Source organism: Blastococcus sp. SYSU D00695 (genome assembly GCF_054050555.1).
The window spans coordinates 39,577-61,456 of record NZ_JBJGZP010000012.1 but is presented as its reverse complement, the minus strand read 5'-3'; the positions used below and the strand labels follow the sequence as shown (position 1 = coordinate 61,456).

The 21,880-nt window shown below is 76.6% G+C and carries 25 protein-coding genes; 13 read left to right on the top strand and 12 right to left on the bottom strand.

Features of this window, described 5'->3' with window-relative positions:
* The first annotated feature begins 3 nt into the window (after nt 1-3).
* Both ACI781_RS10150 and ACI781_RS10145 read left to right on the top strand, forming a co-directional pair.
* A complete protein-coding gene (locus ACI781_RS10150; RefSeq protein ID WP_456565969.1) occupies nt 4-414 on the top strand; it encodes a nitroreductase/quinone reductase family protein in 411 nt (136 codons plus the stop codon).
* A gap of 49 nt (nt 415-463) precedes the next feature.
* Nucleotides 464-1,579 (top strand): Rv2578c family radical SAM protein, encoded by a 1,116-nt coding sequence (locus ACI781_RS10145; RefSeq protein ID WP_456565968.1) that lies wholly within the window; start codon nt 464-466, stop codon nt 1,577-1,579.
* Between the two features lie 11 nt (nt 1,580-1,590).
* Here ACI781_RS10145 and ACI781_RS10140 read toward each other — a convergent pair whose 3' ends face one another.
* On the bottom strand, nt 1,591-2,436 hold the full coding sequence (locus ACI781_RS10140; protein WP_456565967.1) for a hypothetical protein: 846 nt from the start codon (nt 2,434-2,436) through the stop codon (nt 1,591-1,593).
* Nucleotides 2,437-2,545: 109 nt separating this feature from the next.
* Here ACI781_RS10140 and ACI781_RS10135 point away from each other — a divergent pair, with 109 nt between their 5' ends.
* Nucleotides 2,546-3,733 carry a carboxylate-amine ligase gene (locus tag ACI781_RS10135; protein ID WP_456565966.1) on the top strand — a complete coding sequence of 396 codons (1,188 nt, stop codon included), beginning with the start codon at nt 2,546-2,548 and terminating at the stop codon, nt 3,731-3,733.
* Nucleotides 3,734-3,776: 43 nt separating this feature from the next.
* A complete protein-coding gene (locus ACI781_RS10130) occupies nt 3,777-4,625 on the top strand; it encodes a lysophospholipid acyltransferase family protein (protein ID WP_456565965.1) in 849 nt (282 codons plus the stop codon).
* A gap of 4 nt (nt 4,626-4,629) precedes the next feature.
* Here the strand turns inward: ACI781_RS10130 and ACI781_RS10125 are convergent, their stop codons facing one another.
* A complete protein-coding gene (locus ACI781_RS10125; protein ID WP_456565964.1) occupies nt 4,630-5,172 on the bottom strand; it encodes a GNAT family N-acetyltransferase in 543 nt (180 codons plus the stop codon).
* 62 nt (nt 5,173-5,234) lie between these two features.
* Here ACI781_RS10125 and ACI781_RS10120 point away from each other — a divergent pair, with 62 nt between their 5' ends.
* The 3 genes from ACI781_RS10120 to ACI781_RS10110 all read left to right on the top strand — a co-directional run bounded on the left by ACI781_RS10120 (nt 5,235) and on the right by ACI781_RS10110 (nt 9,522).
* Entirely contained in the window at nt 5,235-6,755 is a 1,521-nt protein-coding gene (locus ACI781_RS10120; RefSeq protein WP_456565963.1) for an amidohydrolase, read from the top strand.
* A gap of 493 nt (nt 6,756-7,248) precedes the next feature.
* Nucleotides 7,249-8,892, top strand: coding sequence for an apolipoprotein N-acyltransferase (gene lnt, locus ACI781_RS10115; RefSeq protein ID WP_456565962.1), 1,644 nt, complete (start codon nt 7,249-7,251; stop codon nt 8,890-8,892).
* Nucleotides 8,893-9,033: 141 nt separating this feature from the next.
* Nucleotides 9,034-9,522: an FxsA family protein gene (locus ACI781_RS10110; protein ID WP_456565961.1), complete on the top strand. Its 489-nt coding sequence runs from the start codon at nt 9,034-9,036 to the stop codon at nt 9,520-9,522.
* A 94-nt stretch (nt 9,523-9,616) separates the two neighbouring features.
* On the opposite strand, the gene ACI781_RS10105 is transcribed toward ACI781_RS10110, so the two are convergent.
* The 5 genes from ACI781_RS10105 to ACI781_RS10085 all read right to left on the bottom strand — a co-directional run bounded on the left by ACI781_RS10105 (nt 9,617) and on the right by ACI781_RS10085 (nt 13,914).
* The gene (locus ACI781_RS10105) at nt 9,617-9,961 is read right to left on the bottom strand and encodes an RNA polymerase-binding protein RbpA (protein ID WP_456565960.1); all 345 of its coding nucleotides are present in this window, start codon (nt 9,959-9,961) and stop codon (nt 9,617-9,619) included.
* Between the two features lie 194 nt (nt 9,962-10,155).
* The gene (locus ACI781_RS10100) at nt 10,156-10,929 is read right to left on the bottom strand and encodes a thymidine kinase (protein ID WP_456565959.1); all 774 of its coding nucleotides are present in this window, start codon (nt 10,927-10,929) and stop codon (nt 10,156-10,158) included.
* Entirely contained in the window at nt 10,926-12,266 is a 1,341-nt protein-coding gene (locus ACI781_RS10095; RefSeq protein ID WP_456565958.1) for an MFS transporter, read from the bottom strand. The genes ACI781_RS10100 and ACI781_RS10095 overlap by 4 nt, the downstream gene beginning before the upstream one ends.
* Nucleotides 12,263-13,141, bottom strand: coding sequence for a lysophospholipid acyltransferase family protein (locus ACI781_RS10090; RefSeq protein WP_456565957.1), 879 nt, complete (start codon nt 13,139-13,141; stop codon nt 12,263-12,265). Before ACI781_RS10090 ends, ACI781_RS10095 begins: the two co-directional genes overlap by 4 nt.
* Nucleotides 13,138-13,914, bottom strand: coding sequence for a glycerophosphodiester phosphodiesterase (locus tag ACI781_RS10085; protein ID WP_456565956.1), 777 nt, complete (start codon nt 13,912-13,914; stop codon nt 13,138-13,140). Before ACI781_RS10085 ends, ACI781_RS10090 begins: the two co-directional genes overlap by 4 nt.
* Before the next feature lie 136 nt (nt 13,915-14,050).
* Here ACI781_RS10085 and ACI781_RS10080 point away from each other — a divergent pair, with 136 nt between their 5' ends.
* Entirely contained in the window at nt 14,051-14,473 is a 423-nt protein-coding gene (locus tag ACI781_RS10080; protein ID WP_456565955.1) for a hypothetical protein, read from the top strand.
* A 39-nt stretch (nt 14,474-14,512) separates the two neighbouring features.
* Here ACI781_RS10080 and ACI781_RS10075 read toward each other — a convergent pair whose 3' ends face one another.
* Nucleotides 14,513-14,722 carry a hypothetical protein gene (locus ACI781_RS10075; protein WP_456565954.1) on the bottom strand — a complete coding sequence of 70 codons (210 nt, stop codon included), beginning with the start codon at nt 14,720-14,722 and terminating at the stop codon, nt 14,513-14,515.
* 522 nt (nt 14,723-15,244) lie between these two features.
* Nucleotides 15,245-16,039, bottom strand: coding sequence for an ArsR/SmtB family transcription factor (locus ACI781_RS10070; RefSeq protein WP_456565953.1), 795 nt, complete (start codon nt 16,037-16,039; stop codon nt 15,245-15,247).
* 108 nt (nt 16,040-16,147) lie between these two features.
* Here ACI781_RS10070 and ACI781_RS10065 point away from each other — a divergent pair, with 108 nt between their 5' ends.
* A complete protein-coding gene (locus ACI781_RS10065; protein ID WP_456565952.1) occupies nt 16,148-16,861 on the top strand; it encodes a dienelactone hydrolase family protein in 714 nt (237 codons plus the stop codon).
* Nucleotides 16,862-16,890: 29 nt separating this feature from the next.
* Here the strand turns inward: ACI781_RS10065 and ACI781_RS10060 are convergent, their stop codons facing one another.
* Nucleotides 16,891-17,352 (bottom strand): tRNA (cytidine(34)-2'-O)-methyltransferase, encoded by a 462-nt coding sequence (locus ACI781_RS10060; protein ID WP_456565951.1) that lies wholly within the window; start codon nt 17,350-17,352, stop codon nt 16,891-16,893.
* 169 nt (nt 17,353-17,521) lie between these two features.
* Between ACI781_RS10060 and ACI781_RS10055 the strand changes: the two genes are divergently transcribed.
* The 3 genes from ACI781_RS10055 to ACI781_RS10045 are packed head-to-tail and all read left to right on the top strand — an operon-like array spanning nt 17,522 to nt 19,360.
* Nucleotides 17,522-17,881 (top strand): VOC family protein, encoded by a 360-nt coding sequence (locus ACI781_RS10055; protein WP_456565950.1) that lies wholly within the window; start codon nt 17,522-17,524, stop codon nt 17,879-17,881.
* 17 nt (nt 17,882-17,898) lie between these two features.
* The gene (locus ACI781_RS10050) at nt 17,899-18,699 is read left to right on the top strand and encodes a DUF6597 domain-containing transcriptional factor (RefSeq protein WP_456565949.1); all 801 of its coding nucleotides are present in this window, start codon (nt 17,899-17,901) and stop codon (nt 18,697-18,699) included.
* A gap of 52 nt (nt 18,700-18,751) precedes the next feature.
* Complete coding sequence (locus tag ACI781_RS10045) at nt 18,752-19,360, top strand: TIGR03086 family metal-binding protein (protein WP_456565948.1); 609 nt, start codon at nt 18,752-18,754, stop codon at nt 19,358-19,360.
* A 4-nt stretch (nt 19,361-19,364) separates the two neighbouring features.
* Here ACI781_RS10045 and ACI781_RS10040 read toward each other — a convergent pair whose 3' ends face one another.
* The gene (locus ACI781_RS10040) at nt 19,365-20,009 is read right to left on the bottom strand and encodes a LysE family translocator (RefSeq protein WP_456565947.1); all 645 of its coding nucleotides are present in this window, start codon (nt 20,007-20,009) and stop codon (nt 19,365-19,367) included.
* Nucleotides 20,010-20,048: 39 nt separating this feature from the next.
* Entirely contained in the window at nt 20,049-20,804 is a 756-nt protein-coding gene (locus tag ACI781_RS10035) for a TetR/AcrR family transcriptional regulator (protein ID WP_456565946.1), read from the bottom strand.
* 121 nt (nt 20,805-20,925) lie between these two features.
* Here ACI781_RS10035 and ACI781_RS10030 point away from each other — a divergent pair, with 121 nt between their 5' ends.
* A complete protein-coding gene (locus tag ACI781_RS10030; RefSeq protein WP_456566031.1) occupies nt 20,926-21,879 on the top strand; it encodes an ATP-binding cassette domain-containing protein in 954 nt (317 codons plus the stop codon).
* Nucleotide 21,880 lies beyond the last annotated feature (1 nt).

Sequence of the window (21,880 nt, the reverse complement as noted above, 5' to 3'; positions counted from 1 at the left end):
CCCGTGGCTGCCGGGTTCGCGCTGACCAACCGCCTGGTCAACCCGCTGCTGCGGCGGCTGCTGCGCTCCCGTGCCGGGGCCCGCGCCGGTCGCCGGCTGGCGGTCCTGCGCTACACCGGCCGGCGCACCGGGCAGCCGCACGAGCTGGTCTGCCAGTACGTGCGCGACGCCTCGACGGTGTGGGTGCTGGTCGGCGCCGCAGAGCGCAAGACGTGGTGGCGCAACCTCACCGAGCCCGCGGACGTGGAGCTCTGGCTGGCGGGGGAGCACTCGCGGGCCCGGGCGCGGGTCGTGCGGGGCGACGACGAGCCGCAGGAGTGCGCGGCGGGGCTCGCCGTCTACCGCCGGGTGCTGTCCTCGGCGCCCTCGGACCCGGCCGGCGTGGTGCTGGTCCGGGCGGACGTCGTCCCCTGAGCCACACGTCCCGCTGGACATCACCTCGAACACGTGTTCGCATGGGCGGGTGCGATGGGACGCCCAGCGGCTCGACCTCGACGAGCCCACGACGCTGCCCGGCATGCCGTCCGTCCGCGGTCTGCTGCGCAGCATCGAGGTGGCCGACTTCCCCGGGCTGACCTTCCACGAGGTGCGGGCGCGGTCGGCGCTCAACGCCGTCCCGGCCGGCTCGGCGATGCCGTTCCGCCACACGATCAACCCCTACCGGGGCTGCTCCCATGCCTGTGCCTACTGCTACTCGCGCGGGACGCACCAGTGGCTGGAGCTGGACAGCGGCCGCGACTTCGACACGCAGATCGTCGTCAAGACCAACCTGGTGGACGTCCTGCGCCGGGAGCTCGCCCGGCCGTCGTGGCGGCGGGAGCACGTCGCGCTGGGCACGAACACCGACCCCTACCAGCGGGCCGAGGGTCGCTACCGCCTCATGCCCGGCGTCATCGGCGCCCTGGCGGCCTCGGGGACGCCGTTCTCGATCCTCACCAAGGGCACGCTGCTGCGCCGCGACGTGCCGCTGCTCGCCGCGGCGGCACGGGACGTGCCGGTCGGGCTCGGCGTCTCGATGGCGATCTGGGACGACGAGCTGCACACCTCCCTGGAGCCCGGCGTGCCCTCCCCGCGGGCGCGGCTGGAGCTCGTCCGTGCCCTCGCCAACGCCGGGCTGCCCTGCGGCGTCTTCCTGGCGCCGGTGCTGCCGGGGCTCACCGACCGGCTCGCCGACCTGGAGGCGGCCGTCGGCGCGATCGCGGCGGCGGGCGCGACCGGCGTCACCGTCGTGCCCCTGCACCTGCGCCCGGGGGCGAGGGAGTGGTTCACCGCCTGGCTGGCCCGCGAGCACCCGCGGCTGCTGCCCCGGTACCGGCAGCTGTACGGGCGCGGGGCCTACGTGCCCGCCGAGTACCGGCGGTGGCTGGCCGACCGGGTGGCGCCGCTGCTGGCCGCGCACGGGCTCGACGGGCAGCCCGGCGGAGCGGCGCGCGGCGTCGGCGGGGGCGCCGGGGTCCCGGGGGACGACGAGGCGGCCTTCCCCGCCGGCAGCCTCCCGGAGCGGCGACCGCGGCCGGACGAGCGACCGTCCGCCGGGGCCGCCGCACCGGTCGAGCCAGAACAGCTGACCCTGCTGTAGCGGACCGGCCCTCAGCCGGCGCGACGCGCCTCGCGGGCGACGGCGCGCTCGGCCCGGACGACGCCCCGCGGGCTCACCGGCCGGGCACCGGCGGCCAGCGCCAGCCGCCGGTAGGAGTCGTAGGACAGCTCCCGGTAGGCCTCGGCCAGGGCGGCGGCCCGGTCCCGCTGCCGCGGCGCGGCCGTCGCGCGCAGGTGGTGCCCGGTGCCCACCGCGTGCTTGGTGAAGGTCACCTGCAGGGCCTGGTTGGACAGCCGGCCACCGATCCGCGAGTCGATCCCCGGGCCGCGGCGCAGCGCCGGCAGCACCCAGGGGCTGGCGGCGAGGGCGGGGAAGCGCTCGCGGACGGTCTCCCACGCGTGCCAGGCCGCGGTCGCGCCGGGGACCGCCCACTCGCCGTCGTCCGTGCGGACCAGCAGCCGGCCCGCCGCGGGGTGCACCTGCTCCCGCCGCAGCGAGCGGAACTGCCCGACGGCCGCCGGCCAGCCCAGCGCCAGCGCGCACCAGGCGACGGCCCGCAGGTGCTCGGGGTCCTCGCTGCGGATCTCGGTCAGCGGCCGCAGGTCCAGCGTCGCGGGATCGGGCTCCGGCGTGCGGGGGACCGGCAGCGCGACGCCGCCGTACCGGGCGACCTTGCTGTACAGGGTCACCGTCGCCGGCCGCCAGCCGCGCGCCACGGCCACCGGCTCGAGCCCGTCCTCGGCGAGGTCGTCGGGGCCGAGGCCCAGTTCCAGCGCGGCGTCGACCAGCCGCCGCCACTGCGCCTCGTAGCCCTCGGGCGCCGTCAGCCGCCGCCAGGCCCGCTCGGGCGGGGGCGCCGGCATCTCGGGCAGGGGGAGCTGCCACTCACGTGCCATGCCGGAAGTCTACCGTTATCCCCAACAATGTCGCGCGACTTCGTCGGCGTGGATCGCCGTTGACAGGAGGTGCGCCTCCGGCGCACAGCACCGATCGGAGGACATCCGCATGCCTCGAGGCCCTTCGGGGGACCTCTCGCCCGTGCGGACGCTGGGTGTCGAGGAGGAACTGCTGGTCGTCGACCCCTCGGGGGTCCCGGTGCCGCTGGGCCCGGAGGCGCTGGAGGCCGCCGCCCGCCGCGGGGAGGGGGAGACCGCCGCCGAGCACGACCGCGAGTCCCGCGGCGAGGGCGGGGGAGGGGAGGACGACGACCCGTCCGGGTCGCTGGTCCCCGAGCTCAAGGCCCAGCAGATCGAGCTCGGCACCCGCGTCTGCACCGACCTCGACGAGGTGACCGCGCAGCTGCGGCACTGGCGCGGCCGGGCCGACGCGGCGGCGCGGGCCGTCGGCGCCCGGGTGGCCGCCCTGGCCAGCTCGCCGGTGCGCGTGGACCCGGTGACCACGCCGGGGGAGCGGTACGCCGACATGGCCGAGACGTTCGGCCTCACCGCCCGCGAGCAGCTCACCTGCGGGTGCCACGTGCACGTGTCGGTGGCCGACGAGGAGGAGGGCGTCGCCGTCCTCAACCGGATCCGGGTGTGGCTGCCGGTGCTGACCGCCCTGACCAGCAACTCGCCGTTCTGGCTGGGCCGCGACAGCGGCTACGCCAGCTTCCGCTCCCAGTCCTGGAACCGCTGGCCCTCGTCGGGCCCGACCGAGCTGTTCGCCGACGCCGCCGACTACGCCCGGGTCGTGGCCGACCTCGTCGCGACGGAGACGATCGTCGACAGCGGGATGGTCTACTTCGACGCCCGCCTGTCCGAGCGGTGGCCGACCGTCGAGGTCCGCATCGCCGACGTCGCCCTGCACCTCGAGGACGCCGTCACCCACGCCGGGCTCGTCCGGGGTCTGGTGGAGACCGCGGCCCGGCAGTGGCGCGCCGGGATCCCCGCGCCGGCGGTGCGCAGCGAGGTCGTGCGGGTGGCGGGGTGGCGGGCCGCGCGGTCGGGGCTGACCGGGGAGCTCGTCGACCCGCGCGACGGCCGGCCGGCGCCTGCCCACGCGGTCGTCTCGGCCCTGCTGGAGCACGTGCGGCCCGCGCTCGCCGACGCCGGGGACGAGGAGCGGGTGGCCGCCGGCGTGGCCACGGTCCTCGACCGGGGGACCGGCGCCGAGCAGCAGCGGCGGGTGCACCGGGACAGCGGCGACCTCGCCGCCGTCGTGCGGGCCGCCGTCGAGGTCACCGTCGCCGGCTGATCCGGCACCGACGGGTCCCCGCGGGGGCGGTTATCGTCCGCGCATGCAGACCGTTCGCTGGCGCGACGTCGTCCGCCCCGGCCTGTACGGGCCCCGGCCGGACCCCCGGGACCGGCCGTACCGGTTCGTCGTCCGGCTGACCCTGGTGGTCTTCCGGCTGTTCGGGTTCCGCTTCGACGTCCGCGGCGCGGAGCACGTGCCGGCGACCGGCGGCGCGATCATCTGCAGCAACCACGTCAGCTACCTGGACTTCACGTTCCTCGGGCTCGGCGCGCTGCCCGCCCGGCGGCTGGTGCGGTTCATGGCCAAGGCGTCGGTGTTCGGCCACTGGTTCGCCGGGCCCTTCATGCGCGCCATGCAGCACATCCCGGTCGACCGGCGGGCCGGTGCCGCCGCCTTCGAGGCGGCGGTCCGGGCGCTCAAGGACGGCCAGGTCGTCGGCGTCTTCCCCGAGGCGACCATCAGCAGCAGCTTCACGGTCAAGGACCTGAAGGCCGGCGCCGCCCGGATGGCGATCGACTCCGGGGTCCCGATCGTCCCCGCCGCCGTCTGGGGCGGGCAGCGGATCACCACCAAGCACCACGCGCCGCAGCTGCGCCGCGGCGTGGCGGTCACCGTGCTGCTGGGGGAGCCGCTCGTGCCCGCCCCGGGCGAGTCGGTGGCCGCGCTGCTGGCCCGCACCCGCACGGCGATGGAGGAGCTGCTCGACCGCGCGCAGCGCGACTACCCGCAGCAGCCCGCCGGCGCCGAGGACCTGTGGTGGCAGCCGGCGCACCTCGGCGGGACCGCCCCCACGCCCGAGCAGGCCCGGCAGCTGGACGTGGCCGACTACACCGGCACCCGGGCCCGGCGCGCGAAGCGGGGCCTGCTGGCCCGGTTGCGGCGCCGCTGAGCGGTCAGTCGACCACCACGGGCGCCACCAGCCGGTGGGTCTCCAGCTCCGTGCCGTACCAGCGGCGGAGCAGTCCCAGGGGTTCCATGCCCAGCCGGCGGCAGACGGCCGCCGACGCGACGTTGCCCGGCCGGACGACGGCGTAGACCTCCGCGATCCCCGCGCCGAAGGCCCGCTCGATGACCGCGCGGGCGGCCTCGGTGGCGTACCCGTGCCCCCACGAGTCCGGGTGCAGGTGCCAGCCCACCTCCACCTCGCCGACGCCGCCGGGCAGCGGCTTGAGCAGCACCGTCCCGGCGGCCCGCGGCGGGTTCCCGATCTCGATCGCCCAGCAGCCGTGGCGCGGGTCCACCTCGCTCACCGTCCGCCAGCGCGAGACGAGCTCGACCGGGGTGACCGAGGGGGAGCCGCCCAGCCAGCGGGTCACCTCGTCCCGGCCGTACAGGTCGGTGAGGCGGGCGAGGTCGTCGCGGCGCGTCGTCCAGGGCCGCAGCCGGAGCCGGGCGGTACGCAGCAGGGCTCCCGTCGGGGCCTCGGTCGCAGGCATCCGCGGTCCCTACCCGGGCAGGCCCGCGCCGGACACCCGGCGCGGGCGGTCATGCTCTGCCCATGAGCCTGCTGCTGACCGACGTCACCGTCGGTGACCGGCCCGGCCGCGCGGTGCACGTCACCGCCGGCCGGATCGCCTGGGTGGGCGCCGCCGCCGACGCCCCGGCGGCCGCGCGCACGGTGGCGGGGGAGGGGGCCCTGCTGACCCCGGCGTTCGTCGACGCGCACGTGCACGCGACGGCGACCGGCCTGGCGCTCACCGGTCTCGACCTCCACGGGAGGTCGAGCCTCGCCGAGGCGGTGGCCGCGGTCGCCGCGGCCGTGCGCACCACCCCCGCAGGCGTGGTGCTGGGCACCGGCTGGGACGAGACCGGCTGGCCGGAGGGGCGCGGCCTCACCCGCGCCGACCTCGACGCCGTGGCCGGGGACCGCCCGGTCTACCTGGCCCGCGTCGACGTCCACTCCGCGACCGTGTCGACCGCGCTGCTGGAACGGGTCCCCGGCATCGACCGCCTGCCCGGGTTCGGCGCCGACGGGCGCCTGCGGCTGGAGGCCCACCACGCCGCGCGGCAGGCCGCCCACGGTGCCGTCCCCAGGGTCCAGCGCCGCGCCGCGCAGCGGGCCACGCTCGCCGAGGCGGCGGCGCTGGGCATCGGCAGCCTGCACGAGATGGCCGGTCCCGAGGTGTCCGGCGCCGACGACCTGGCCGGCCTGCTGGCCCTCGCCGGAGAGGCGCCCGGACCGCGGGTGCTCGGCTGGTGGGGCGAGCTGTCCGAACGCGGCGGCCTGGACGTCGTGCGCGAGCTCGGGCTGGCCGGCGCCGGCGGCGACCTGTTCTGCGACGGCGCCCTCGGGTCGCACACCGCCGCCCTCACCCGCCCCTACCGCGACCGCCCGGACACCGCCGGTGCCCTGCGGTTCGAGACGGCGTCCCTGGTCGAGCACGTCCGGGCCTGCACGCTGGCCGGCGTCCAGGCCGGGTTCCACTGCATCGGTGACGCGGCGGTCGCCCAGGTCCTCGACGCCGTCGGCGCCGTCGTCGACGAGCTCGGCGCCACGGCGGTGCGGTCCTGCCGCCACCGGCTCGAGCACGTCGAGATGCTGGGACCGGACCTCGTCGAGCGCATGCGGGCCTGGGGCGTCGTCGCCAGCGTGCAGCCGGCCTTCGACGCCGCCTGGGGCGGGGACCAGGGGATGTACGCCGAACGGCTGGGCACCGAGCGCGCCCTGGCGTGCAACCCGTTCGCCGACCTGGCCGACGCCGGCGTCGCCCTCGCGCTCGGCAGCGACGCGCCGGTCACGCCGATGGACCCCTGGGGTGGGGTGCACGCCGCCGTCGACCACCGCACCCCGGCCTCGGGACTGCGCCCCTTCGACGCCTTCGACGCGGCCACCCACGGCGGCTGGTACGCCGCCCGCGCCGAGCACGCCGCGGGCCCGCTGGCCGTCGGCGCCCCCGCCGACCTGGCGTTGTGGGCGACCGGTGCGACCCTCTCGCAGGTGCTGGCCGACCGGGCGCGGCCCGCCTGCCGCCTGCTCGTCGTCGCGGGCACCCCCGTCACCGGCGCCAACGCACCGTAACGATCGGGTCACGGTCCGTCCCGTCCTTCCGGGACCGCTCCCCGAGCGGTGCCGCAGTTCCTACAGTCCCTGCAGTTCCGTCCCGGGGGCACCGGCCGTGCGCCCTCTCCCGACGGCACGCACCCTCCCGGTCGCGTGGGCCCTCCGCCCCCCGCAGCCGGGCCGCGGAGGGGGCCGTGCCCGGGGGAGGACCGCCCGCCCCGGCTCCCCGGCGAGGACCGGCCCGACCCGCACCGCCTGGACAACGACCCGACGACCGCCGCCCGCGGCCGGCCGGGTCGGCCCCGGGGAGGCGGGGACCGGCCGCCGTCCCCGCCGGCGCGCTCCGGGACGGGGAGCCGCGCGCGCCCGGACACCCCTGATCGCGGGACCCGGGACCCTCGTGCGGAGTGGGATGCTGGCCGGAGGACCGCGGCGCTCCGCCGCGGTCCGGCCGGCAGTGCGCCGGCGCCCCACGCCCGGACCCCCGGGCCCCGACCTCCTGGAGGCGACGGTGTCGGCAGCGACGACCGGCACCGTGGCCGCGCAGCACGAGCCGCCCGCACCGGCGTCCGCCGCGCCCCGCCGGCGCCCGCGGCGGGCCGGCCGGCCGTGGCGCACGGCGCTGGCCGCGGCCGGCGGCCTGGCGCTGCTGCTGGCCTTCCCCGGGTGGTCCCTGCCGCCGCTGGCGGTGCTGGGCCCCATGGCGCTCGCCCTGGCCGTGCGCGGCCAGCGCGCCCGCTCGGGCGCCTGGCTGGGCCTGGTCCTGGGGCTGGCCTCGTTCGTGCCGCTGCTGTCGTGGACCGGCGTCTACGTCGGCCCGTTCCCGTGGCTGGCACTGGCCGTCTACCAGGCCGCGCACCTGGCCCTCCTCGGCGCGGCCACCGCGGTCACGTCGCGGCTGCGGGCCTGGCCGCTGTGGACGGCCGCGCTGTGGGTGGCCGACGAGGCGCTGCGCGGCCGCGGGCTGCTCGGCGGCTTCCCCTGGGCGCGCCTGGGCCTGAGCCAGACCGACGGCCCCTTCCTGTCACTGGCGGCCTACGGCGGGGTGCCGCTGGTCAGCTTCGCCGTCGCCCTCACCGGCACGCTGCTGGCCGCCGCCGTGCTGGCGCTGCACCGGGTGCGGCGGAACGGGGCGGGCGAGCGCCGGCCGGCGGTGCGCGCCGCGGCCCTGGCCGTGGTCGCGGTGCTCGCCGTCCCGCTGGCCGGCGCCGTTGCCTGGCTGCCGCTGCCCGGCGGCTCGCTCACCGACGGCGGCCCGACCCGGACCGTGGCGGTCGTCCAGGGCAACGTGCCGCGGGCGGGCCTGGACTTCAACGCGCAGCGGCGGGCGGTGCTGGACAACCACGTCCGGCAGACGCTGGAGCTGGCCGCCGCCGTCGACCGCGGGGAGCAGCGTCAGCCCGACCTGGTCATCTGGCCGGAGAACAGCTCCGACATCGACCCGTACACCAACGCCGACGCCGCCCGGGCGATCAGCCGCGCCGCCGAGGCGATCGACGCGCCCCTCCTCGTCGGTGCCGTCGTCGACGGCCCCGGCCGGTACCTGAGCAACACCGGCATCGTCTGGGACCCCGAGACCGGCCCGGGGGAGACCTACGTCAAGCGGCACCCCGTGCCGCTGGCCGAGTACGTGCCCGCCCGCGCGTTCTTCCGCTTCTTCACCGACAAGGTCGACCTCGTGCGGCGGGACTTCCGCGCCGGCGACGAGGTCGGGGTGCTCGACATGGCCGGCGCCCGGGTCGGCGACGTCATCTGCTTCGAGGTCGTCTACGACGGGCTCGTGCACGAGACGGTCGAGGCCGGCGCCGGCATGCTCGTCGTCCAGACCAACAACGCCACCTTCGGCTTCACCGACGAGAGCGAGCAGCAGCTGGCCGCCAGCCGGCTGCGCGCCGTGGAGTACGGGCGGACGGTGGTCGTGGCCGCCACCAGCGGCATCTCCGCGATCGTGGCGCCCGACGGCTCGCTGGCCCGCCGGTCGCAGCTGTTCACCGCGGCGACGTTCGTCGAGGACATCGCCCAGCGGGACTCCACCACCGTCGCCGAGCGGGTCGGCGCCGGCCCCGAGCTGCTGCTGACCGTGCTCGGCGTCGGCGCGCTGGCCGCGGTCGTCGTCCCGGCGCTGGTGCGCCGTCGCCGGGCCCGGCGCGGCTGACCCAGGAGCAAGACGGGGCGCTCGCGCGTTGCACGGGGTGCGGGTCCGGTGGGCCCGCACCGAGGAGTCCGCGACGGCGGGCGGTCGGGCGCGGTCCGGACGGCGGACCGCGGGCGGCCCGCGCAGCGGACGAGGAGTGCCGTGGGCCGTCGTGTGCGCCTCGCGGCCGGCGTGCTGGCGCTGGCCGAGGTCGTCGTCTTCGTCGTCGTCGCGAACTGGATCGGGCTGGGCGCGACCATCCTGCTGACCCTGCTCACCAGCGCGCTGGGGATGCTGCTGCTCGGCCGGCAGGGCACCCGCGCCCTCACCGAGCTGCGCGAGCGGGCGTCCGAGCGCCGCCCCGCCGGCCGGGCGCTCGGGGACGCCGGGCTCATCGCCGTCGGCGGCCTGCTGATGCTGCTGCCCGGGTTCCTCGGTGACGTGGTCGGCCTGCTGTGCCTGCTGCCGCCCACCCGGCCGCTGCTGCGCGGGCTGCTCGGGCGGCTGCTCGCCTCCCGGCTGCCCGGCTCCCTGCGCGGGCCGGTGCACGTGCGCAGCGCCCGCGCCGAGGGCGTCGGCGGCCCGGTCCCGCCCCGCGGGCGGCCACTGGTGATCGAGGGCGAGGTGCTGCGGGACGAGCCGCTGCGCTGAGCGGCGCGCGGGACCCGGGCTCGCGCCGGGCCCCGGAGACGCGGAACGGCCCCGGTGGGGGATCCCACCGGGGCCGTTCCGTGAGCGGGGTCGCTCAGCTGGCGCGCGTGCGGCGCCCGCGGAGCACCTCGAGACGCTCGGCCAGGACCTCCTCGAGGTCCTCGACGGAGCGGCGCTCGAGCAGCATGTCCCAGTGCGTGCGCGGCGGCTTCACCTTCTTGGGAGCCGGCTCGGCACCGCCGACCAGCTTCGCGGCGCTGCCGTCGAACTTGCACTCCCAGGTCTCGGGGACCTCGGCGTCGTCCGCGAAGGGCACGGAGAACAGGTGGCCGGCGGCGCACCTGTACTCGACGTACTGACGCTCGATCGGCGCGGTGTTCCGCTCGGTCTCGTAGCTCACGCTGCCCAGTCGGCTACCCCTCAGGGAACGCTCGCCCATGGCACACCGTCCTCTCGTGCTGGTGGTGTCTCGGTCACGACCCGATCCGTCGCCCGGGGGATACCCACGGGACGGAGGAATCGAAAGGACCAACGGCAGAACTCTCGGAGAGATTCCGCCTCAGTCGGCCGCTCATCATCGCATGGGGGGAGATGCGGCCCTCCGGCGGCCCCCGGCCCACCCCGGACGGGGGATCAGGGCAGGGCCAGCTGCCCCGGGCCCGCGGCGGTCGGGCCGAGCTGCCCCAGCACGTGGTGGCGCCGGCAGAGCACCTGGTAGTGGACGTCGGCGTCCCGCGGCGAGGCCGTCGACGGCTCGCCGGGGGCCGGGGTGGGCGCGGTGTCGGCGACCACGACGGTCTCCCCGGACCGCACCATCGCGCCGTCCACCACCCGGGCGTTGAGCAGCCCGGGCAGCCCGCACCAGCACAGCACCTCGACCTGCACGCGCTGGACGTCGTCGGCCACCTCGAGCAGCCGCTGCGTGCCCGGGAACAGCCGCGTGCGGAAGTCGGTGGTGAGACCGAACGCCCAGACGTCGACGTGCGACTCGTCGACGAGCTCGGCGAGCTGGTCGACCTGCTCGGGGGTGAGGAACTGGGCCTCGTCGACGATCAGGTAGTCCACCCGCCGCCCCTCGGCCCAGTGGGTGCGCACGAGCAGCCGCAGGTCGGTCCCGGCGTCGACCTCGACGGCCTCGCGGGCCAGCCCGACGCGGGAGCTGATCCGCGGGCTGCCGGACCGGTCGCCCTGGGTGAGCAGCAGCCCGGACCGGCCCTGGCGCGCCTGGTTGAAGTCCACCTGCAGCGCGAGGGTGGACTTGCCGCAGTCCATCGGGCCGTGGAAGAAGCGCAGGTGCGCCGGGGCCGGGTGGCTGCGCCGGTCGCCGGCCGCCGGGACCGCGGCCGGCCGCCGCCGGCGGCGCGGGTCGGCGGCGTCGGCCCGGGCGGGGTCGGGGGAGGCGCTCACAGCCGCTCCGGCGGGGTGTTGCCCGCGGCGAGGACGGCGCGGCGCATGGGCAGCAGGGCCAGGGCCACGAAGCCGGCCACGAAGAACACCACGAGGCTCACGATCGCGTACCGGTAGGAGCCGGTCAGCTGGTAGGTCAGGCCGAACGCCAGCGGACCCAGCCAGCTCGTGCCGCGGTCGCTGATCTCGTAGAAGCCGTAGTACTCGGCCTCGCGCCCGGCGGGGATCAGCTGGCTGAACAGCGAGCGCGAGAGCGCCTGCGTGCCGCCCTGCACGAGCCCGATGACGGCGGCCAGGGCGTAGAACTGGGCGACCGCGCCGGTCTGCAGCCAGAAGGCGGCGAGCAGGACCCCGATCCAGGCCACCAGCGCGCCCAGCACCACCCGCTTGGCGCCGTACCGCCCGGCCAGCCGGCCGAGCCCCAGCGCGCCGGCGATCGCCACGACCTGGACCATGAGGATCGCGCCGGTGAGCACCTCCTGCCCCAGGTCCAGCTCCTCGCTGGCGTAGGTCGCCGACAGCGAGATCACCGTCTGGACGCCGTCGTTGAACAGCAGGTAGGCGCCGAGGAACCACAGCGTCAGCGGGAAGGCGCGCATGCCGCGCAGGGTCGCGGCGAGCTGCCGGAAACCGCTGCGCGCGGCGGCGGCCTCGCGCACGGGCCGGTCGCGCAGCCGCATCACCGCGAACACCGCGAAGGTGCCCCACCACAGCCCGGCCGTGGCCAGGCAGATGCGCACCGCCTGGCCCTGGGTCAGCCCGAGCGACTCCGCGCCGAGGAACAGCCCCAGGTGGACGGCGAGCAGCAGCGCGCCACCGACGTAGCCGAACGCCCAGCCCCGGCTGGAGACGGCGTCGCGCTCGTCGGGGCTGCCCAGGTCGGGCAGCCACGAGTAGTAGACGACGGTCGCCGCGCCGAAGCTGATGTTGGCCAGCACGAACAGCAGCGCGCCCAGCAGCCAGCGCCCGTCGGCGACGAAGAACATCCCGGTCGTCGACAGCGCGCCCAGCAGCGCGAACCCGCCGAGCATCTCCCGCTTGCGCCCGGTCCGGTCGGCGACGGCGCCGGTCAGCGGGAGGACCAGCACCTGCAGCACGACCGACAGCGACAGCACGTAGGAGAACCAGCTGCCGGTGGGGATGCTCAGCCCGAGCAGGCGCAGGTCGCCGTCCTCACCGACGGCGTCGTCGGCGACCTGCTTGAGGTAGGGGCCGAAGAAGACGGTCGTCACCGAGGTGTTGAAGACCGACATCGCCCAGTCGTAGGAGTACCAACCGAAGCGCTCCCGGCGCAGCGCCGGGTCGACCGTCCGGGCGGCGCGCGCGGCCCGCGTCACGGGACGTCGTCGGGCACGTGACCGCCGGGGTAGGCGGAGACCGCCGTCGTGGGTCGGGTCGGGTCGACGAACGCCGGCCGGTCGGGCTCGTCCGCGCGCAGCGGCACCAGGCCGCGCGTGATCGCGGCCGCGATCCGGTACCGCGCCCGGTTGGCGTCCCCGACCCGGCCCATCCGGAGGTCGTCCAGCTGCACCGGGGGCCCGACGTGCACGCGCAGCGCCGGGCGCCGGACCGCGGCGCGGGCGAGGGTGCGCAGCTTCCCCCAGTCGTTGCCGTACTGCAGCACCTCGTGCGCGCCCCACTGGCTGACCGGGATCACGGGTACGCCCATGCCCAGCGCCAGGCGGGCCATGCCGGTGCGGCCGCGCTCGGGCCAGCCGTCCGCGGCCAGGCCGACCCGGCCCTCCGGGTAGGCGACGACGTGCCCGCCGTGGTCCAGGGCCACCTCGGTGACGCGGACCGCGTGTCGGGCCAGCTCGGTGCCGCGCTCGACCCGGATGGCGCCCGTCCGCTCGAGCAGCGGCCCGGCGACCGGGGCGGCCATGATGCCGCCGGTGGCCATGATCCGCGGCATCACCCCGATCCGGTGCAGGGCGACCGCGACGACGAAGGGGTCGAAGTCGCCGATGTGGTTGGCCGCCAGCAGCAGCGGCCCCCGGCGCAGCTCCTCGGGGACGCCGCCGGTGACCTCCACCCGGCCGAACAGGCTCACCAGCCAGGAGAACCGGCGGAGCATGAAGCGCCAGAACCACCACGGCGGGGCCGCGGCGATGGCCAGCTCCCGGGCGAACCACTCGGGGTCGTCGGGCTCCACGAGGGGGCGCAGGTGCCCGGGCAGCGCGGGGGGCCGCGGCCGCCAGTCGCGCAGGCTCACCGCGGCACCCACTGCCCGCGCTGCTCGAGGACGCCGCGCAGCATCGCCGGCCGGTCGGTCATGATCCCGTCGACGCCGAGGTCGAGCATCGCGTGGGCCTCCTCCTCGGTGTCCACCGTCCAGACGTGCACCTGCAGGCCCCGGTCGTGCGCGGCCGTGACGAAACGCTCGTCGACCAGGGCGCGCCCACCCAGCCGGAGCGGGACCTGGGCGCAGCCGGCGTCGATGCGGACCAGGCCGGCCGCCCGGGGGGAGTAGGAGGACAGCCGCAGCGCCGCCACGCCGCGGGGGCCGAGCGAGGTGCACACGGTGGGGCCGAAGAGGCGCCGGGCCGCGGCGATGCGCGCGTCGGAGAACGACCCGAGGCAGATCCGGTCGCTCATCCCCAGCTGCCGGACCAGGCGGATCAGCGGGGCGAGGACGCCGGCGGCCTTGATGTCGAGGTTGAAGCGGACGTCGGGCCAGGCGCCCAGCAGGTCCTCCAGCCGCAGCACGGGCTCACGGCCGCCGATCAGCGCCGTGGAGACCTCCGACCAGGGGAGCTGGTCCAGCCGTCCGGTGCGGTCGGTGACGCGGTCCAGCGTGGCGTCGTGGAAGACGACGGGCACGCCGTCGTTGGTCACCCGGACGTCGGTCTCCAGGTACCGGTACCCCATGTCCACGCAGGCCTGGAACGCCGCCAGGGTGTTCTCCACGTGCTCGATCGACCCGCCCCGGTGGGCCATGGCCAGCGGGGTCGGCGCGTCGAGGAACGGGAAGCGGGCGGGGGGCACCCTCGACACGCTAGTGCGGCCCGCCGACGCGCTGGTCAGGCCCTCGGCGGGCGCCACTGCGACGCCGGGCACGGAGCCTGCGGTGTGTCGGGCGTGTCCCCGGATCCTGTCGGTCCCGCCGTCTAGCGTGCCTCCCGTGGCAGAGCAGCAGGGGTCCGCCGTCGTCCTCGACGACGAGGACCGGGGGTCGGGCGCGAGAACGGTCGGGTCCCGGGGGAACGCAGGCGAGCGTCGGTGCGGGTGGTGCCGGCGGGTGCTGCCCCAGCAGGGCTCGGTCGGCCGGCCCCGGCTGTACTGCGGCCAGGCCTGCCGGCAGCGGGCCTACGAGCAGCGTGCCGCCACGGCCAAGGCCGGCCTGTCCGGTGACGTCGTGCTGGTGACCCGCGCCGAGCTCGACGGCCTGCAGGACCGGCTGTACCAGCTGCGCTGCGCGCTGGAGGACGTGCAGACGCTGCTCACCGAGCGCCCCACCAAGGCCGAGCTGGAGCAGTCGCTGGCCGAGCTCGTGCGCTCCACCGGCCGGCTCGACCGGCTCTGGGTCACCGAGCGGGCGGGCTGAGCGAGCCGGCGCACCGGGTCGCCCAGCCGGCAGGCCGCCTCAGTCCGGGTCCTGCTGGTCCTCGCCCTCCTCGACCTCGCGCTCCGGGTCCGAGTAGTTCGGTCCGGGCCCGGGGCCCTGGTTCACCTCGTCGTCGGTCGTCCCGTCGCGCTGGTCTGTCCCAGCGGCGTCGCAGGCGGTCAGCGTGGCGCCGCCGCCGAACAACGCGAGGGCGGTCAGGACGGTGGCGACTGGTCGGCGGAGGTGCATGACCCGACCCTAGAGAGATCGCCGACGCGGCGCCCGTCGGGACCCGGCAGACCGGCGTAGTTCCGTCACGGTGACGGAATGCGGGTGATGTCCCAGGATCCCGGGGAAGGGGCGCCCGAGCGACCGGACGACGTCTCCTCGTGGCGATCGGCTGTCGCGAGCGGCCGTCCGGACGCCGGGTCCAGGAGTTGATCATGAAAGGGGAGCCGGCGACCGGTCAGCCGCCGGTGCGCCGGTGATCATGATGGGGCGGCGACGGCCGGCGCAGCATCCCAGCCCGGCGCGGACCCGTGGCGGGCCGGGCGCCCGCGTCGTCGCCCGGTCGACACGGCAGCCGTCGGACGGCCACCGGGTGTCGTCGGGTCGTCGTCCCGATTCGTCATCCCGGTTCGCGGTTGCCGGACGTGCATCCCGGCCGATCCGCCCTCTCCGCGCCCGGATCCCGTCCGCCGATAATGCACATTATGTCAACTCATCGGCGGGAGGAGCCCCTCTCGGGCCCGCCGGCGACCGATCGGCGGGTCAGTCGGCGGTCGCCGGGACCTCCCACGGGGCGACCGGCAGCACCTGCCCGGTCTCCAGCAGCGACTTGAGGTTGGCGAAGACCGCCGGCCACCCCTGGGAGACGTCGCTCAGCGCTCGCGCGTCGGCGAGTTCCTCGTGCGTCACGGTCAGCCGCACGATGCCCTCGTGCGGCTCCACGGTGAAGGTGACCCGCGACGTCGTCGCCGGCGCCTCCCCGGGATCCCCGAAGGTCATGACGAGCCGGTGCGGCGGCTCGACCTCCAGCACCCGGCCACCGGCGTCGGCGACGCCCGACCCGTCGGTCCGCCGGTGCTCCCAGAGAGAGCCGGGTTCCCAGTCCGAGACGTTGGCGTGGCCCCAGTAGCTCGCCGTCAGGTCGGCGTCGGTCAGGGCCCGCCACACCTGCTCGGCCGACGCCCTGATGTAGGTGACGTAGACGTAGGTCGGCACCTGCTCGGTCATCGCGTGCTCCTCTGCCCTCTCGGTGATGGCTCGGATGGCGTCCAGCCGTGGCCGGTCGAACGCCGAGACCCAGCGCCGCTCGATCTCGTGGATCGGACCCGGGTCCAGGTAGTGCAGCCGCTCGCGTCCCCGCCGGACCACCGCGACCAGGCCGGCCCGCTGGAGCAGGTCCAGGTGCTGGGTGGCCGACTGCCGCGCCATGGAGAGCTCGGCGCACAGCTCCCCCAGCGTCTGCCCGTTCCGCTCCCGCAGCCGGTCCAGCAGCAGCCGGCGGGTCGGATCCGCCAGCGCCTTGAAGACCGCGTCGAGGTCGCCTGCTCCCCCGGTCACGCACACATCATGCAGGTGTTCACCTGCCTGATGCAAGGACGCTCAGCGCTGGTCGGCGAATGCCCCGTGCCGCGGCCTGCCGGGCCGGAGCTCTGCTTGGATGCTCCCGTGGTCACCACCCGCACCGAGACGATCTCCACCCCGGACGGCACCTTCGACGCCTTCTGCGCGGTGCCGGACGTGCCCCGCGCTCCGGCGGTCCTGGTGCTGCAGGAGGTCTTCGGGATCAACGACAACATCCGCGGTCTCGCCGAGCGGCTGGCCGCGGCGGGCTACCTGGCGCTGGCCCCGGACGTGTTCTGGCGCATCCAGCCCGGTTTCGAGCGCAAGGACGAGTCCGGGCTCGCCGAGGGCATGTCCATGGTCGGCCGGCTTGACTTCGACCTCGTGCCCGGCGACCTCGCCGCGACCATGGCGCACGCGCTGGCGCTGCCGGAGTGCGACGGGCGAGTCGGTGCCGTCGGGTTCTGCCTCGGGGGCACGCTCGCCTACCTGCTCGCCACCACCCGGGTGGACGGGCGCGGGCCCGACGCCGTCGTCTCCTACTACGGGTCGGGCACCAACGGGGTGCTCGGCCTCGCCGACCGGGTGCAGTGCCCCGTGTTGTTCCACTACGGCACCCGCGACCCGTGGATCCCCGTCGAGCGCATCGACGAGGTGGAGCACGCGTTCGCCGGCCGCTCGGACGTCACCGTCCGCCGCTACGACGCCGGCCACGCCTTCTCCAACTGGGATGCGCCGTCCATGTACGACGAGGCCGCGGCCACGACCGCGTGGGCGGAGACCGACCGGTTCCTGGACGAGCGGCTGCGCGGGGCCTGACGAACAGCGCGACCAGGGCGGGACGCCGCTCAGGCGCCCTCGAACCCGTGCTGCCGCCAGGCCTCGTACGCGGCGACGGCGGCGGCGTTGGAGAGGTTGAGCGACCGTCGGCCCGGCAGCATCGGGATGCGCACCCGCTCCCCGACCCGCGGATCGGCCAGCACCTCGGGAGGCAGCCCGGTCGGCTCGGGTCCGAACATCAGCACGTCGCCCGGCCGGTAGTCGACGTCGGTGTGCCGGAGCTCGGCGCCCGCGGTGAAGGCGAGCACCCGCGCGTCCGGCACCGCGGTCCACAGGGCGGGCAGGTCCTCGTGCACCGTCACCGAGGCCAGGTCGTGGTAGTCCAGGCCCGCCCGGCGCAGCTTGGCGTCGGACAGGTCGAACCCCAGGGGGCCGACGAGGTGCAGCTGCGCCCCGGTCGCCGCGACCAGCCGTATGGCGTTGCCGGTGTTGGGCGGAATCCGCGGCTGGAAGAAGGCGATCCGGAACACCGGACCAGTCTGCGCCGAGGGGTCGGCCCCGCCGCGGTCGCCCATGTCACCGTCCGGTCCGGGTCCCGCCCCGCTCGACGGCTTCGGCCACAGGTGGTGGCCCCGGTGGTCGATGAGAACCGTCGCGCCGACCGGTCACAGCAGGGACGTCGACCCGTGGAGGAAGTCCGTGCCCAGCACCGTCCAGCCCGTCCTGCTGACCCGTGACCTCGAGCGCCTCGTCGCCTTCTACACCGGCGTGGCGGGGGCCCGGCTCACCGACCGGCAGCCACCGGAGGGCCCGGTCTTCTACCAGGGACTGCGGATCGGCGACAGCGACCTCGGCGTGGTCGCCGAGGCGGAGACGCCGGTGGACGCGGGCCGCGTCCTGCTGGGCATCGAGGTACCCGATGTCGACGCGGCCCTCGCCCGGGTCGTGGAGCTGGGCGGCACCGCGTCCGGGCCGGCGAACGACATGCCGTGGGGCCAGCGGGTCGCGCACGTCCGCGACCCCGACGGCAACGCGGTGAACCTGACGACGACGCGCTGACCCGTACCCTGCCCGCCGTGGGCGGGAGCGCGGGCGCGGGCGGGACGCGGGGCATCCTCTCCCCCGGTGCGATCCCCGACGTCTTCGCCGTCGAACGGCTGGCGCCCTCGGCCGACCTGGCCGACCTGGTCGCCGTCCACTGGCGGGTCGCCTGGGACCTGCCACCGGGGCGGGCGCACGAGTCGCTGGTGCTCTCCTACCCCGCCGTCAACGTGTCCTTCGAGCCCGACGGGACGCGGGTGACCGGCCCGGTGTCGCGCGTCTACCGGCGGTCGCTGACCGGCCGGGCGGGTGTCACGGCCGTCCGCTTCCGCCCCGCGGGGTTCCGCTCACTGGTCGACCGGCCGATGGCGTCGCTGCGGGACCGCGTCGTCCCGGCCCGGGAGCTGCTCCGCCTCGACGAGGCCACCGAGGAGGCCGTGCGCGCCTGCCCGGACCTCGCCGGGGCCCGGCTGCTCGTCGAGGACTGGCTGCGGTCGCTCCCCCGCCACCCCGTCCCCGCGCAGGACGAGCTCGACGCCGCCGTGGACCTGGTGGAGCGCGACCGGACGGTGACCCGCGTGGACCAGCTGGCCGAGCGGTGCGGCCGCTCCGTGCGCTGGGTGCAGCGGGCCTTCGCCGACGCGGTCGGGCTGCCGGTGAAGCAGGTCATCCGGATGGCCCGGCTGCGCGAGGTCGCGGAGCGGGCGCTCGACGGCGCCGTCGACTGGGCGCGGGTCGCCGCCGACCTCGGCTACGCCGACCAGGCGCACCTGGTGCGCGACTTCACCGCCGCCGTCGGCACCCCTCCGGCGCGCTACGGCCGGGACGCCCGCTGAGGCGTCGCGTTCCTCCAAGACGGCGGGACCGTGCGACGTCGACGATGGCGGCATGACCGCACCGAGCACCCGTCCGACGCTGCCCGCCCTGTACGACTGCCTCGCCGACGCCGCGCGGGCCGCCGCCGCGGTGGCCCGGGGAGCGGCCGGCGCGCCGCTGGACTCCCCCACCCCCGCCACCGGCTGGGACCTGCGGACCCTGGTCGACCACTGGGTGCTCTACACCGGCCACGGGCTCGAGTGCCGGGCACGCCGCACCGACCTGCCCGAGGACCTCACCGGGCGCGACTTCGCCGCCGACGCCGACTGGCCGCAGCACTACGCCGACCAGCTCGGCCGGGCCGTCGCCGCCTGGGGCGAGCCGACCGCCTGGCAGGGCGACGTCGACTTCGGCGGCGGCTCGGTCATGCCCGCCGAGGCCGTGGCGGGGATGAACCTGGCCGAGCTGGTGCTGCACGGCTGGGACGTCGCCGCCGCCACCGGCCAGACCCTCGAGGTCGAGGACGCCACCGCCCGCGCGACGCTCGCCGCCGTCGAGGAGAGCGCCGAGATGATGCGCCAGTACGACGGGTTCGCCGCCCCGCTCCCGGTGGACGACGCCCAGCCGCCGCTCGAGCGGGCCCTGCGGATCTCCGGGCGGGACCCGCACTGGCGCCCCTGACGGGTCAGCGGCCGGCGGCGGCGACCCGGAGGCCCAGCGCGACCAGCACCGTCCCGCTCGCCGCCTCCAGCCGCCGCCGGACCCGCGGGCGGCGGAACCACGCCCCCGCCCGCGCCACGCCGGCGGCCAGCCCCAGGTACAGGACGACCTCGACCGCCACCTGCACCGTCGCCAGCACCACGGTGGCCGCGAACGGTGACCCGGTGGCGGGCACGAACTGCGGGTAGAAGGCGACCATGAAGACGGCCAGCTTGGGGTTGGCCAGCTGCACGACGAGGCCCTCGCCGAACGCCGTCCAGGGACGGGACCCCGGTCCGGGAGCCGTTCCCTCCGCCGCAGGGAGGCCGGTCCGCCGCTCCCGCCAGACCCCGAGCAGCGCCCGGCTCCCCAGCCAGAGCAGCACCGCTGCACCGGCGAGCCGCAGCACCAGGTAGGCGACCTCGGAGGCGGCGACGAGCGCCGCCAGGCCCGCTCCGGCGAGCAGCGCCCAGACGAACAGGCCGGCCTCGACGCCGAGCACCGTGGGCACCGCACCGGGCAGCCCGCGCAGCGCGGCCCGCCGCACGACCAGCGCCATCGCCGGCCCCGGGGACGCGGCGACGAGCAGCACCGCGGCCAGGAAGGCGGGCAGCGCGCCGGCGAGGTCCACGGCGACAGGGTGACCGGCCCCGGCGCGGACGTCGACCGACTAACCGGCGGTGCGGGCGGCGATGAAGCCCGCCACCCCGTCGAAGTAGCAGCCGAGGGCGAAGGCGAACTCCGGCGCGAAGTCGTCGTACGGCGCGCCCCCGGGCCCGCCCGCGCCGAAGACGCCCGCCGCGACCACCTGGCTGAGGGCCGGGTAGCCGACCGGGTCGACGAGCGCCGCCAGCGACGTCGCGTACCCGGCGCCGAACGACGCGGGGTCGGCCCGGTAGCCGGCCGCCAGGTCGATCGCCAGCCGGGCCTGGCCGTGCACGATCGGCAGCAGGCCCGTGACGACGACGACCTTGTCCTCCTCGGCCAGCGGCACGTCGCGCAGCGCGCCCAGCGCCCGGTCGAACCAGGCGAGGTTGCGCGGGCCCACCGGCGGTCCCGTCAGCGGCACCTCGCGGTACCAGGGGTGGGCCCGCATCATCCCCAGGACGGCGTGGGCCCAGGCGGTCAGCCGCTCGCGCCAGTCCTCCCCCGGCAGGACCGCGGGCGGGTCGTCGAGGGCGACGTCGGACATCAGCAGCAGGAGTTCGTCCTTGCTGGCCACGTAGCGGTACAGCGACATGGGTGCGCTGCCGACCTCGGCGGCCACGCGGGCCATGGAGACCGCGGCGAGTCCCTCGGCGTCGGCCACCCGGATCGCGGCGCGGGTGATCGCCTCGACGGTCAGGCCGGGGGCCCGTCCGCGGCGCGGCGCCGGCCGGCGACCCCAGAGCAGGGCGACGTCCGGCGGCAGGTCCTGCTGGTCCACCGATGCCTCCTCGGGTCGACCCGCCCACCGTAGGCAGGGGCTTGCGCCCCGTTCAGCGTACGCCATACGCTGTTTTGCGTACGATCTACGCACTGACGATCACCCCGAGGGGGCAGCCGTGATGATCGAGGCCACCGGCCTGGGCAAGTCCTACGGAGGGCACCGCGCGCTCGACGGCGTCACCCTCCACGCCGCAAAGGGCGAGGTGCTGGCCCTGCTCGGCCCCAACGGGGCGGGGAAGACGACGACGGTCCGCGTGCTCACCACCCTCACCCGGCCCGACCGCGGTTCGGCGCGGATCGCCGGCCACGACGTCGTCCGGGAGCCCGCGCGGGCTCGTGCCGCCCTCGGGCTGACCGGCCAGGCGGCAGCGGTCGACGACCGGCAGACCGGCCGGGAGAACCTGGTGATGGTGGGCCGGCTGGCCCACCTGGGCCGACGGGGCGCCCGCGCCCGGGCGGCCGAGCTGCTGGAGCGGTTCGACCTGGTCGCGGCCGCCGACCGGCAGGCCGGCACCTGGTCCGGGGGGATGCGGCGCCGGCTCGACCTGGCGATGAGCCTCGTCGCCCGGCCCCGGGTGCTGTTCCTCGACGAGCCGACGACGGGGCTGGACCCGGCCAGCCGCGGCACGATGTGGAGCGCGATCGGCGAGCTCGTCGGCGCCGGCACCACCGTCCTGCTCACCACGCAGTACCTGGAGGAGGCCGACCGTCTCGCCGACCGGGTCGTGCTGGTCGACGCCGGCAGGGTCGCCGCCGAGGGCACCCCCGGTGAGCTCAAGGCCCGGGTCGGTGGCGAGCGGCTGGAGCTGCTCTTCGCCACCGCGGCGGACCTCGCCGCCGCCGAGGTCGCGCTCGGCTCCCCCGCCGCCCCCGCCGACCGGTCCGGCCTGCGCCTGGTGCTGCCCTCGGACGGCACGGCGGCCCACCTGCACGACGTCCTGGACCGGCTGGCCGCCGCCGGGGCGCGCCCGGACCGGGTGGCCTCCGGCCGGCCCACGCTCGACGACGTCTTCCTCGCCCTGACCGGCCGGCGGGGCGCCCCCGCTCCCGCCCCCTCCCCCGTCCCCGCCTGAG

Excerpts from the sequence above, each read along its gene's own strand:
- ACI781_RS10105 (WP_456565960.1), bottom strand. The coding sequence starts at position 9,961 with ATGGGCGAGCGTTCCCTGAGGGGTAGCCGACTGGGCAGCGTGAGCTAC.
- ACI781_RS10075 (WP_456565954.1), bottom strand. The coding sequence starts at position 14,722 with ATGCACCTCCGCCGACCAGTCGCCACCGTCCTGACCGCCCTCGCGTTG.
- ACI781_RS10045 (WP_456565948.1), top strand. The coding sequence starts at position 18,752 with ATGACCGCACCGAGCACCCGTCCGACGCTGCCCGCCCTGTACGACTGC.
- ACI781_RS10125 (WP_456565964.1), bottom strand. The coding sequence starts at position 5,172 with ATGCCTGCGACCGAGGCCCCGACGGGAGCCCTGCTGCGTACCGCCCGG.
- ACI781_RS10140 (WP_456565967.1), bottom strand. The coding sequence starts at position 2,436 with ATGGCACGTGAGTGGCAGCTCCCCCTGCCCGAGATGCCGGCGCCCCCG.
- ACI781_RS10030 (WP_456566031.1), top strand. The coding sequence starts at position 20,926 with ATGATCGAGGCCACCGGCCTGGGCAAGTCCTACGGAGGGCACCGCGCG.
- ACI781_RS10120 (WP_456565963.1), top strand. The coding sequence starts at position 5,235 with ATGAGCCTGCTGCTGACCGACGTCACCGTCGGTGACCGGCCCGGCCGC.
- ACI781_RS10135 (WP_456565966.1), top strand. The coding sequence starts at position 2,546 with ATGCCTCGAGGCCCTTCGGGGGACCTCTCGCCCGTGCGGACGCTGGGT.
- ACI781_RS10130 (WP_456565965.1), top strand. The coding sequence starts at position 3,777 with ATGCAGACCGTTCGCTGGCGCGACGTCGTCCGCCCCGGCCTGTACGGG.